Raw genomic sequence first — 12,577 nt, forward strand, 5'->3', positions numbered from 1 at the left:
TTCTATATAATCCTTATAGAACTAATAAAATTAAATTTTCAATGTAATCATACATAAATAAGCTATAACTACAATAATTTTGATATATCTATATCATATCCAACTTCTTTAAGTTCTTTCGCTAAAAGAAATTTCCATGCGCCTGCTGAATCGAGATTAGTCCATACAACCCCAATATAATCAGAAGGAATTTCTAGATCATCTGTTTTAAGTGCACATACTCGTTCACGTCCAATTTTCCCCATGAAATATCCCAATTCTAGTATGACATTCTGACGTGCTCGGGGTAAAAACTCATCTGCTGAATGTGCTTTTCCAATATCATCAGGAGTAAGTAGCACAACGGCAAATCCAACATCAGAATTCGCTTCAATCTTTTCTACAATCGTCTTTCCTCTATTTGCTTGCTCATGCAAGATAATAGCTTCTAATCCCAGTTTCTCAATCAAACGTGCAACTTTATTTAAGGTATTTTCATCATGTCCATGCACAATGAATACTTTCTTATTTGACATTGGTATTTTTACTTCAAGGCTAGGTTGAACTAATGAATTAATATATTGCTTATAATCTCTTATAAAAGGAATGATTAAATTACGTACTAAAGCATGAATATGATCAATAATTCTCCGACCAGAACTATAATACATATAACTAAAATTAAGAGCAAAATTCTCTTCATTTCCAAATTTTTGTATTAATAAATATTTTAATCCTAATACCTGTATATCGTTATCAGGCCACTCTAGTCTGGCAGAACCAACCATACTGCCTTGAGTTTTTTCGCTGTTTTGCAGAAAATTTTCTAAATCAATATCTTTTATCAATTCTGCATTTTTTGCTTCCAAAGACTCATCTTTTAATAATCTCGCTAACTTTTTAAGTTCATTTTCATATGTTTGAAGATGAGAAGCTTGAAGATCTAAAAGGGTATTATCAATTTTTCTAAAGATGCTATTCGTCATTATTACCTTTAAGTCTTACTTCTGAAGCTTTGTCGAGTATGGCTTGTCTATAAGTAGATTTTAATTCAACAGAAATGTCCTTAATCATTGAGTTATTGGGATAATTTCCACTACGCTCATCTATCCAACTTTCCATGCTCACTATAGCTTGCTCAATACTTTCAGCATCAAAAGGATTAAAATTTAATGTGCCTAACTCTCCATCCAACTCAGATGTAAACTGCCCTAACTCTTCTAAACTCTTTGATAGACTACCTAATCCTTTCATAAAAGCCCTCTTTTTCATAATCTTTAATGTGATCAACTTCTAGTTGATAACTAAAAATTTATTGTACATGAGAATAAAAAATATACACCTCTCAAAACATCACCTAAGACATAAATTGTCGCTGCACTTTATTTCCCCCTTCTTATTCAACTTTAAACAAATTAGTCTATTAATTCACAGATTAGAGGTTAAATTATTTATGTTATTTAATAATCAAATGAATGAGCGCTTACTGGCTTTTGCTCGTAATATTGCAGCCATAGTTTTAATTGGTGGTTTGGCTTTACTAGTACTTTACCGTGCTGAAACAATAAAAAATATTGAAACTTATCAATATATTATTTTATTTTTTTTTTGGAACCTTTATATTATTTTGGTCAATGTACTTAGCTATATGTAATGTTACTATCCTTTATCAAGATTATCGTGAATATTTACTGGGATGTCTAAAAGAAGAAAAAACTATTCATAATCTAAATGAGAAAGAGCTCAAATCTACCACTAAAATTATTTGGTCTTTAGCTAAAAATTCTTGGATTGATACTTTAATCTACTTTTCCCGATTTCTTGCAATTTCCCTAATCGGCTTTTCTTTTGTTTTCCTTTATTTTTTGGGAATCTGGAGTATTCTAAATCAGCAAGTTAAGGTTTTTGGTTTCTAATTTTAAATATCAAATTCAGAGTGTGAATATTTAATATAATACTAGAAAATTCTTTTAGGCTAAAATATTTCTCACTCTCGATAGCTACATATTGAAAATTCATTATGATTTATTATTAGAAACATACTAATATACAACCTCATTTTTTATGAGCAAAATTCTAAAAGTTAATTATGGATTTAAAACCCAGTCTACTTAGCTATATTTTTACGGGTTCTGCCAACTGGGAATTAAGCTACACATTTCCAAAATTAAAGCTAGACGTCAATAAACAAATCACTTACCTTACTTTGGATGAAATACTTGATGTAAATATTCGAAGCGGCTGGATTTGGTCATCTATTACTCTATCAACTATAGAACAAAATTATGTATTTAAAGGTGTTTTCAATTCACAGGCTAAAATTCTAAAATCAAATCTACTAGATGATATTGAGTTTCTAAATAATAAGAAAAATGCGGATACAATTAAGGAAATACTAAAGCCCTTTTTAAAAGAGTATCAAAATTTTATCCAACAAAATATTTACTTATCTCATCGCCTATGTAGTCTATTTAGATCAGACTTAACAGAGAGAGTAAAAGCTTTTGTAGAAAAGTTTAGCAATCTCATAGAACGAGATAGCTCTTTTGCATTTGAGGCTGATCTACAAAATCTGTTTGAACAACTTCGACAATTTATTGAATTGCCAATCAAAGCAAACTACGCCATTGACGCTAAAAATAAAAGTTTTGTTGAAAGCGAGTTAAAAACATTTAAAAGTTTTTTTGATCAGGTGGAAAGTACCCCTCTAACTAATGAACAGCGCATTTCCTCTATCATCTTTGAGGATCGCAATCTATTGGTTGCAGCTGCAGGTTCTGGAAAAACTTCAACGATTGTTGGTAAAGTGGGCTATGCCTTATTAACTGGGCTCTACAAACCTGAGGAGATTCTAGTCCTCGCATTCAATAAAAATGCAGGAGAAGAACTCAATGAACGTATTAACCTTAGATTAAAAGATATTCTCACTCAATTTAATACTGGTGTTGAAGCCCTTAATTTTCATAAATTTGGTGTCAAGGTAATTGGTAGAGCAACAGGTAAAAGCCCTTCAGTTTCTGAAGATGCAGTGAGGATTCAGCCACTATTAAATAGAATTATTCAAAATTTGACTGAAACTGATCTAGAATTTCAAGAAAAGTATCTTTTATTTAAAACTGCTTATTTAAGACCACCTTTATCCCCCTTCGCTTTTAAAACCAGAAATGATTGGGAAAAAGCACAAAAACGATCATTTGATAGATTCAAGGATGGCTTTGAAACTTATCAAGGAGAAATCGTTAAGTCACATGGTGAAAAAGCCATAGCAAACTGGTTATACAGTCAAGGAGTTCCCTATCATTATGAAAAAAATTATGAACATGATACAGCTGATGAAAACCACCGCCAATATAAACCCGATTTTTACCTACCTGAAATAAATCTATATCTTGAACACTACGCTATAGATCAATATGGTAAGCCACCTGCACACTTTGGGCAAAAGTATCTGGATGACATGAAATGGAAATCAGGAATCCATAAACAATATAAAACTGATTTAATCACTACAACCTTCCATGAGTTTATTACTGGTTCAATTTTTGAAAAATTGGAACAAGAGCTTAAATCACGAGGACAAGAATTTAGACCTCGTAGTCTTGCAGAGATCAACTCTAAAGCACAGTCCATCTTTGAATATGGGACCAATGAGCTTTATGGTAGTTTTTTAAACCATTTTAAGTCTAATCAAGCCAATATGGCCGATTTATTAGCCAGACCTCTACTCAGCCTACGGGAAAGCCTTTTTTTAGAACTATTTTCCAAAGTTTATCAACAATACGACCAGTTATTAAAAACTAATAAAGAATATGACTTTGATGACTTACTGATTGAATCTGCTCAACTAATAAATGAAAACAAATACAAAAGTCCTTTTAAGCTGATTATCGTGGATGAGTTCCAAGATACTTCACAGGCTAGAGCTAGACTCATTCTTTCCTTATTGAATCAGGTGCCTGAAGCAAAATTGTTTTGCGTTGGAGATGACTGGCAAGCCATATATCGTTTTGCAGGCTCAGATATCAGTATTTTTACTCAATTCGAAAAAGTCTTTGGCCCTACTAAGCAGACACAGCTGACCCAAACATTCCGTTCAAATCAGGGTATTGCCAATGTAGCCAGTGGTTTTATCCAAAAAAATAAATCTCAGCTTCAAAAAGTAGTGAATGCCATTGATAAGACAAGTAATAAAGTTGTTGAGATAAGCTTTTTAACAAAGACACAAGAGATTCATGAATACCTATTTAAGACACTTACAGAAATCAATAATGCTAATACAAACTCTGAAGGTAAAAAATCTATTTATATTTTAGGTCGCTATAACCACAATAAACCGAATTTAGATAATCTTTTGCCATTTCTTAAAAATTGTCGCATTGAGTTTAAAACAATTCACTCTTCCAAAGGCTTACAGGCAGACTATGTCATTCTCGTCGGATTAAACAGTGGTAACAGTGCCTTCCCTTCAGAAAAAGAAGATGATCCATTATTAAATATAGTATTACCACAACCAGAGACACATGCTTTTGCTGAGGAACGTCGCCTGTTTTATGTCGCCCTGACTCGTGCAAAAGAAAAAGTCTTTCTTATTGGTGAACGTAATTCAGTATTCCTTGAGGAAATCATTAAAGAGCAGAATTTTAAAGAATTTATCTATATACCACAGGATGAACATAAACCAATCAACAGTGATATACCACCTGAATGGCTATGTCCAAAATGTGAAGAAGGTCGTTTATGTAAAAAGACAGGAAAATTTGGTAATTTTTTGGGGTGTGATCGCTATCCAACTTGCGATTACACTAAGAGTTTAAAGAAACGTTGAATTCTGACAAGTGTGTTGAACTATCATTAAATAATCCTTTTCTAAGGTTAGTTCACCAAAATCATCAACATAATTTTTGAAGTCTAATGAAGGACTATATGTTTCCAATTCGTAGAAAGTTTTATGATGCCAAGAGCTTGGTGCATCAATTATTATTGGATTTTCAGCTACCTTAAATTGCCCTGAAGTTATATCCACAATAACACCACTCACGTTAAGCCATAAATGTAATTGACCTACATCTACGATAGACTGCCCTTTTATCATTAAAATATCTGTAATATCGTAACCTTTCTCCTCTATCAGAAATCGAGCCAACAACCTTGAAGAATATTCACAGCATGCTCTAGGAAATAAAGACAATACTTCAGAATAAAAATCGTCTTTGTCAATTTTATAAAATCCATGTAGAAATTCGAGGACATCCTTTTTTATGTTAATGATCGACATAAATCTATTTTCAAATAAAAAATATTCTTACAATAACTTATTAGAGCATTATGATTCAATTAGGTAAAATTATTTTGATCTTTTTAATGCTATTTACTAATGAAAGAAAAGTTTTCGCCTAGATATATTCTTAATTTAAAAGCACACTCACCAACTGGAAAAGTTGTGAACATTACTATTTTTTCAGAATACAGACCTGATGAAGTGGAATTAAAAAGGAAAGCTATTTGGGCTTTAGACATATTAAGTATCAATGATGAAAATGAGGTTATAGATTTTTCATACGGTGAAAAAACTTTTATTCATCCAAGAACTAATGAAAAATTTACTATTGTCTATGATTGAAATTTTACTCCACTACATTCAACTCTTTGAAATCCCCGTATAAACTAAATAGTAAAGCCTTATATACCTTACCTAATTATTAAAATTACCGTTTTTGGAGTAAAATGAATACAGAATCACTTCAGCAATCAGAAGAAGATGGGCTCATTGGGCTTGAAGAACAAAATGAAATCTCATGTTTAATCCGAAGATTTGCCACAGAACAATTCGGATATTCAAGAATGAGAATTTCATCTATGCAATTAAGACAAAAAAAGCCGCAAACAAACGTGACTGTTGCATTGAATAAAAGTTTAATTGATCTTTATCTAAGGTTCGGGGAATATGCCTTTGCTGAACACCAAGATAAAAAATATATTGTTGTTGCTCGTATCGGATTTAAGAAACAGAAGCAGGGTTATGGAACTGCATTGCTAAAAGAGCTCTGCATTTTTGGGGAAAAATTTGGATATGAATATTTAGAAGTAGAACGTCCAAACCCAGATTGCCAAGCTTTTATGAAAAAATTAGGTTTCAAAGATGAGTTCTATCTTCCAATTGATCAACTGAAAAAGTCCATTCAAGAATATGAGCTTCTGAAACAGGCAAAAGCCTGTCTCGTATAACACTTAGATCAACAATTAGATGTTCTGAAGCTTTTAAATTCGTTATAAAAATCATCATAAAGACTACAATAACCAGAAGAAAATAGGCAAATTGCACTTGTAACTATAAAAATCGGCTATTAATACTCATGTCTGGATACAAATTGAACTCGAACCCGGCAGAGTCGAAATGAAGTCTGTTCCCATCAGTTGCGATGGCGTGAAATAACCCTTATGGGAAAATGGCTTATCTAGCAGATACTGGACTATGCCAAGTGCGCTGTTAATCGTGACATCATAGCCATTAGCAGTTTGCAGCCAAGCCGTTTTGCACTCACCCCGTGTGTTAGTCACCTCACCCCAGACCTGCATAGGATGTTGTGTACGTGTAGTCTCATCGGGCCCAGATACGTACTTATCGACCAGTGTATTTAGCAAAGTAATGACTGACTGACGCCGCCACAACCAGCCAAGACGAGAACCTATTAAACGAATCATCGTTCCAGCACCCGCAGGCACAGGAACATAAACGGCAATATTTGGTATTGAAGTTGTCCAATAAGCAGTAGATACATCCCCCCAAGCAATGGTCATAGCCGACTCAGGACCAGTACCAAAATCTATCTTGCGAACATCCCATGCTTGAGAAACCTGATGAATGATACCTTTCTTACGAACCATTCCCCCGAGTGCCAAGCTTTCGATTACCGTTTTGCTTGTCCCAGGTGATGGTGGAGAAGAAGTCTTGAAGCCTAAAGCCAGATGACTAGCGTCCGGCATAGCCTGCTTCAACATAGCAGCAACACAATCCGTTGGTGTAACATCAAAACCAACGCCACAACAAATAACGATACCAGCGACCTGAGCCGCGGCATGCTGCATCTGAGCTTTTTCGAAGACGTCTATCTCACCAGTCACATCCAGATAGTGCACTTTCGCTTGTAAACATCCCTGAATCATTGCCTGAGCTGTCGCAGAAAACGGGCCCGCACAATTCAATACCAAACTGACATCCTGAAGCGCGGAAACGATCATCTGTTGATCATCTAATTTGAAGACTCGTACAGGCAGATCAAGCTCCCGAGCCAACGACTCCAAATTTTCATTCGATCTGCCAGCCAATATAGGACGCAGACCACGCTTGACTGCTTCACGTGCGATTAGGCGGCCTGTGTAACCATTGGCACCGTAAATGAGCCAAGCAGTGCTCGGCGGCTGGTCTGTATTCATGGCATAGTCCTTCATCAGTATTATCATTATGATTATTTTCTAGGTCCTCGATCCGTTTATTACGTGAGGAATAAAAAACATATTAAGTTCAAAAAAAGAACTTGTAAAGTAACCGAAGTCCTACTTAGAATGGATTGAGAATTTCGAGAAGAACCGTGATGAAAAGTATTATGTTAAGACCGAAATGAGTCTTTCCTTAGGCTAAGGTTAGCATACCGGACAACTGCATAAATACGTTCACCCGTTCTTCACTTGATTAATGGCTTTCGACCTACAATCTAATAAAAGGAATACCATGCATACCCTAACCGTCACAAAAATAATCAAAGCGCCGATTGAGGATGTATTTGAGGCATTTACCGATCATGAAAAACTTTCTCAGGTTTTTGGTGTTCGTTCCTGCGTACTTACACGTCATGGCAATACAGAAAAAAATGGACTTGGTGCAATCCGAGAGTTGGACTGTGGACAAATCTGGCTACGTGAGGAAATTACAGTATTTAATCGTCCGAACCGTATGGAATATCGCATCCTCTCTTCTCGACCTCAGGCAAAACACGAGTACGGGCAAGTCGATTTTATAGAAATCCCTGAAGGCACTAAAGTCACATGGACTACGAGATTTGGAGTTCAACTGCCCGGTCCAAGCAAGCTGATTGACTCTGCTTTTGGAGTTGTTTTCGGTATTTCTTTTCGTTTAGTTCTACGCAATGTTGAGCGCCGTGCGCTAGCTGCTCGACGCTAATGCAGCTATTCAAGACTTAAACTTTGATTATCATAGTTGGCACTATGCTGATGTGTAATTGGTACAGTGCCAGTCATAATTTTGACACTTGTTTTTCTTTAAATTTCGCATCCCTTTATTAAAGTAAGTTTTGTTTATGATTTATAGCTAATAAATAATGGATTCTCTACTAAACCTTTAAAAAATTTTGAAAAAGATTTAGTAGAGATTAAGTATCAATAATTAATGTTTTGAACCTGCCATTTTTCTTCTAAACCACATCAATAGATCATCAATGTAAGTAAAGACTACAGGCACAACCAATAGACTTAATACAGTGGATGTTAACAAACCACCAATCACTACAATAGCCGTCGGTTGTCTAAAACTTGGTTCAGCACCTAACCCTAAAGCATTAGGCATCATTCCCATTCCCATTGCTAAAGTTGTCATGATGATTGGTCGAGCACGTTTAGAACAGGCATCCATGACCGCTTCAAATCGAGAAAAATTCTTTTCTCGTCGGGCAATGATGGCATAATCCACTAATAAAATTGAGTTTTTGGTCACAATACCCATTAACATTAAAATACCAATGACAACAGGCATAGAATAAGGCAAACCAAAAATGTAGAGGGAAACAAATGCCCCTCCTAATGCTAACGGCAATGCTGAAAGAATTGTCACGGGTTGCATGAAGTCATGAAATAACAATACCAAAACAGCATAAACACAAACAATTCCAATAAAGAAAGCTAGACCAAAACTTTGCAGCATTTCACTCATACGTTGTGTTTCACCTTGTTTAACCAATTTTACCCCTTGTGGTAAAGTCTTGAGCGAGGACAGTTTCATTGCCTCATTTTGCACCTCACCAGTCGCTAGACCATTGAGTTCTACAGATAAAGTAATATTACGCAAACGATCAATACGGTTAATTTGTGAAGGACCACTGGCAATATCAATTTTTGCAACGCTACCTAATGCCACAGTTCCATTTGTTCCTTTGACTCGTAAGTTCGCAATGCTATCAAGATCATGGCGTAGTTCTGGATTCATACGTACTCGCATGGCAACCTGACGCTGAGACAAGTTCAGTTTAGGTAAATTGGATGAATATCCACCATAGGTTGCATAGCGTATGGTGTCTGCTAAGGCTTCTGAGGTTACACCCAATGAAGCGGCTAACGCTTTATCAGGGTGAATCTGAATTTCAGGTTGCTCAATTGCAGCATCCGAACTTACATTGCCGATCCCCTTCAATGTTCTTAACTGATTTTCAGCATTGTGAGCAGTCTGTGTTAATAGATCAGGGTTATCACTGGCTAATGTTAATTCGAGCTTTTCACCACTATTGCCACCTCCTACAGTTACTCGGACGCCTGAAAGTGCTTTTAACTTTTCCCGAATTTTCTGCTCTACAGCTACCTGCTTAAGCTCTCGCTTATCACGTGCGACCAAATCTACTGTTAAAGTTGCACTGGTGACATCATCACCACCAACTGACATAAATACATCTTTTACTTCCGGCATCTTTCGAATAATCACATCCGCCTGTTGTGCGATAGCATTGGTTTCATTCAAGGTTGAACCAGGCTGTAATTCCAATTTGACGCTAGATTGCGATTTGTCTTGAGCAGGCAAAAAAGAAACAGAATTTTGTAAACCTACAACTACAGTCAATAGAAAGAAGCCTGTCGCCAATAGCATCGTTGTTTTACGATGTCCTAATGTCCAATGAACAAGTGATTTATAGGTGGACATTATCCGTCCAACTTTTTCTTCAGCCTGAGTTTGTTCACGAGGAGGTTTTAAAAGATAAGCGGCCATCATTGGGGTAAGTAAACGGGCAACTAATAGCGAAGCTAAAATGGCAACAGATGCAGTAATACCAAATTGTCTAAAAAATAAACCTGATATTCCTCCCATAAATGCTGTAGGCAAGAAAATTGCGACTAAGGTCAGAGTTGTAGCCATAACCGCTAACCCAATTTCATCTGAGGCTTCCATTGCTGCTTCATAGGGAGTTTTACCTTGCCGCAAATGCCTTTCAATATTTTCAACCTCAACAATCGCATCATCTACTAAAATGCCGACTACAAGAGATAACGCTAATAAGGTAATCATGTTTAATGAATAATCTAGTAAATACATGACTCCAAAGGCAGGAATAATTGATAAAGGTAAAGCAACAGCAGAAATTAATGTTGTCCGCCAGTTTCTTAAAAATAGCCAAACCACCACAATTGCAAGAAATGCACCTTCATAAAGCATATCCATTGAACCCTGATAATTATCTTTAATCGGGTCAACTGTATTACTCACTTCTTTGATCTTTACTTCTGGGTGTTCTTTTTGAAATTTGCTAATGGCAACTCTTGCCCCATCAACAACACTCACATCAGAATAACCTTTAGATCGTTTAATCTGGAAGCCAACCGTGGCTTTACCATTTTGATAGGCTCTTGAGGTCAGATCTGAATAACTATCTTTAATCGTCGCAATTTCATCGAGCCTGACATAACTTCCATTAGACAATGGGATGCTAATCGCCCCTACATCTGCAACATGGTTAACCGTTGCCAAAGTTCTGATTGACTGACGTTCTCCACCTATACGTCCCTGACCGCCAGATGCATCTTGTTGCATTGCTTTAAGTTGAGTCGATACATCAGAAGGCATCACTCCCATTCCTGCCATCAAGCTAGGGTCAAGCTCAATCTGCACTTCACGGTCAAGTCCCCCAATACGGCTAATGGTATTTACCCCTTTAACAGCCATGAGCGCTTTGGTCACATCATTATCAACAAACCAAGATAAATCTTTGGCATCATAACTGTCAGATTCAATGGTATAGGTAAGTAAGGCTGTATTTGAGATATTTACTTTGGAGATTGTGGGATCATTCATACTACTAGGCAATTCTGCTCGCACACTATCTACAGCATTGCGTACTTCTGAAAGTGCTTCTTCTCCATCTTTTTCTAGCTCAAAACTAACAGAAATCGTTGCCTGACCATCCGAAATCATGGTCGTAATATGATCTAGTTTGCTTAAAGATGTTAACTTATCTTCAATTTTTCTAGCCACTTCAGTTTCCAGTTGTTCTGGCGCTGCACCCTCTAAACTGGCTGAAATCTGAATAGTGGGTAAATCCATATCTGGTGTATCTTGTATACCCAAATGATAGAAGCCGAATAAACCCAATACCGTTAAAAAGAAAAAGAGTAAAATAGCGGGGACTGGATTTTTAATTGACCAAGCAGAAACATTCATTATGGTGCTCCTACTTGTGGTTGTGTCATATGTTCAACAGTCTTTTCAGAAGGCAAAATCTTAACTTTGACTCCTTCTGATAAAAATGCACCCCCCTTCTCTACAATGTGAGCATTGCTTGCCAACGCTGATAAAATTTCAACATCCTGCCCTTCACGTCGTCCTGTTTCTACGACTACACTTTTAACGCGTTGGTCCTGACCAACCAGATAAATATATGAACGTCCATCACGCATTACGAGCGCAGATTGAGGAATAGTATTTGCCGCACTTTTTCCTACACTAATTTTGCCATTGGCAAACATACCAACATGGGCATCTCCAGAGTTTAAACTGACATAGAGACTAGAACGCCCAGTACTATTGGATAAAGCCGGACTTATACTTCTAACCGTGCCATTTAATTGCTGACCATTGGATAAAGAAAGATTCACTTTCTGACCAATTTGAATTGCATCAATCTGCTTAGCGTCCACTTCAGGATGCCATTCCATACGTCCCTGACGAATCATACGGTACAGCTCCGTTCCCGAGCTGACGACATTTCCCAATACGGCGGATTTAGAAGAAACCACCCCATTATCTATGGCGTAAATCTGGGTTTGCGATAGTTTTAATTTAGTACTATCTACGTCTGCTTGAGCAGAAGCTACGCTCGCTTGAGCAGACTCTACCTTAATACGATATTCTTCTAATTGTTGATCAGATAGTGCGCCTCCCTCCCCAATAATATTAGCGCGCTTTAAATTTGATACTGCTTGTTGCAGGCTGACCTGATTTTGACGAAGATTGGCTTGTTGCTTACGTAAATCGGCTTTCAAACTGTCATCTGCCAGTTTAAGCAAAAGCTGACCTTTCTTTACATGATCACCTACATCAACATAGAGCTGTGCAATTTTATATCCACTAATCTCGGGGCTAACAATTATTTCCTGCCAAGCCCCAATAGGGCCAGTCGCACTAATGGTGTTTTCCCAAATTTGAGTTTTTGGAGAAACTACCTGTACAGATAAGACACTTTGCTCACTTTGGACAGAATCATTACTTTTATTTTGTGTTGTTTTTTTAATGAATAGCAAAAATATTGCGACTGCAATCAGCACAATCACCAGGACGATTATCATCCATTTTTTCAGTCGTATCGCTTTGTTCATGGTGCCAATC

11 protein-coding genes are annotated in these 12,577 nt (G+C 36.6%); 5 read left to right on the forward strand and 6 right to left on the reverse strand.

The features are described from left to right. Nucleotides 1–68 precede the first annotated feature (68 nt). Nucleotides 69–965 (reverse strand): nucleotide-binding protein, encoded by an 897-nt coding sequence (locus OD757_RS06895; protein WP_263031336.1) that lies wholly within the window; start codon nt 963–965, stop codon nt 69–71. Further along, the gene (locus OD757_RS06900) at nt 955–1,233 is read right to left on the reverse strand and encodes a hypothetical protein (RefSeq protein ID WP_263031337.1); all 279 of its coding nucleotides are present in this window, start codon (nt 1,231–1,233) and stop codon (nt 955–957) included. The genes OD757_RS06895 and OD757_RS06900 overlap by 11 nt, the downstream gene beginning before the upstream one ends. 199 nt (nt 1,234–1,432) lie before the next feature. On the opposite strand from OD757_RS06900, the gene OD757_RS06905 reads away from it, so the two are divergent. Both OD757_RS06905 and OD757_RS06910 read left to right on the forward strand, forming a co-directional pair. Continuing rightward, nucleotides 1,433–1,633, forward strand: a complete 201-nt coding sequence (locus OD757_RS06905) for a hypothetical protein (protein ID WP_263031338.1) — start codon at nt 1,433–1,435, stop codon at nt 1,631–1,633. A 435-nt stretch (nt 1,634–2,068) separates the two neighbouring features. Next, a complete protein-coding gene (locus OD757_RS06910; RefSeq protein ID WP_263031339.1) occupies nt 2,069–4,804 on the forward strand; it encodes a UvrD-helicase domain-containing protein in 2,736 nt (911 codons plus the stop codon). On the opposite strand, the gene OD757_RS06915 is transcribed toward OD757_RS06910, so the two are convergent. Further along, a complete protein-coding gene (locus OD757_RS06915) occupies nt 4,790–5,254 on the reverse strand; it encodes a hypothetical protein (RefSeq protein WP_263031340.1) in 465 nt (154 codons plus the stop codon). The genes OD757_RS06910 and OD757_RS06915 overlap by 15 nt on opposite strands. Before the next feature lie 99 nt (nt 5,255–5,353). Between OD757_RS06915 and OD757_RS06920 the strand changes: the two genes are divergently transcribed. Beyond that, entirely contained in the window at nt 5,354–5,599 is a 246-nt protein-coding gene (locus tag OD757_RS06920; protein ID WP_263031341.1) for a hypothetical protein, read from the forward strand. A 104-nt stretch (nt 5,600–5,703) separates the two neighbouring features. Continuing rightward, nucleotides 5,704–6,204 (forward strand): GNAT family N-acetyltransferase, encoded by a 501-nt coding sequence (locus OD757_RS06925; protein ID WP_263031342.1) that lies wholly within the window; start codon nt 5,704–5,706, stop codon nt 6,202–6,204. A gap of 126 nt (nt 6,205–6,330) precedes the next feature. Here OD757_RS06925 and OD757_RS06930 read toward each other — a convergent pair whose 3' ends face one another. Beyond that, nucleotides 6,331–7,413, reverse strand: coding sequence for a saccharopine dehydrogenase family protein (locus tag OD757_RS06930; RefSeq protein WP_263031343.1), 1,083 nt, complete (start codon nt 7,411–7,413; stop codon nt 6,331–6,333). A 295-nt stretch (nt 7,414–7,708) separates the two neighbouring features. Between OD757_RS06930 and OD757_RS06935 the strand changes: the two genes are divergently transcribed. Beyond that, a complete protein-coding gene (locus tag OD757_RS06935) occupies nt 7,709–8,158 on the forward strand; it encodes an SRPBCC family protein (protein WP_263031344.1) in 450 nt (149 codons plus the stop codon). 222 nt (nt 8,159–8,380) lie between these two features. Here the strand turns inward: OD757_RS06935 and OD757_RS06940 are convergent, their stop codons facing one another. Both OD757_RS06940 and OD757_RS06945 read right to left on the reverse strand, forming a co-directional pair. After that, on the reverse strand, nt 8,381–11,413 hold the full coding sequence (locus tag OD757_RS06940; protein ID WP_263031345.1) for an efflux RND transporter permease subunit: 3,033 nt from the start codon (nt 11,411–11,413) through the stop codon (nt 8,381–8,383). Next, nucleotides 11,413–12,567, reverse strand: a complete 1,155-nt coding sequence (locus tag OD757_RS06945; RefSeq protein ID WP_263031346.1) for an efflux RND transporter periplasmic adaptor subunit — start codon at nt 12,565–12,567, stop codon at nt 11,413–11,415. Before OD757_RS06945 ends, OD757_RS06940 begins: the two co-directional genes overlap by 1 nt. Between the last annotated feature and the right edge of the window lie 10 nt (nt 12,568–12,577).

The organism is Acinetobacter sp. AYS6 (genome assembly GCF_025630795.1).
In the GTDB taxonomy this organism is placed as follows: domain Bacteria; phylum Pseudomonadota; class Gammaproteobacteria; order Pseudomonadales; family Moraxellaceae; genus Acinetobacter.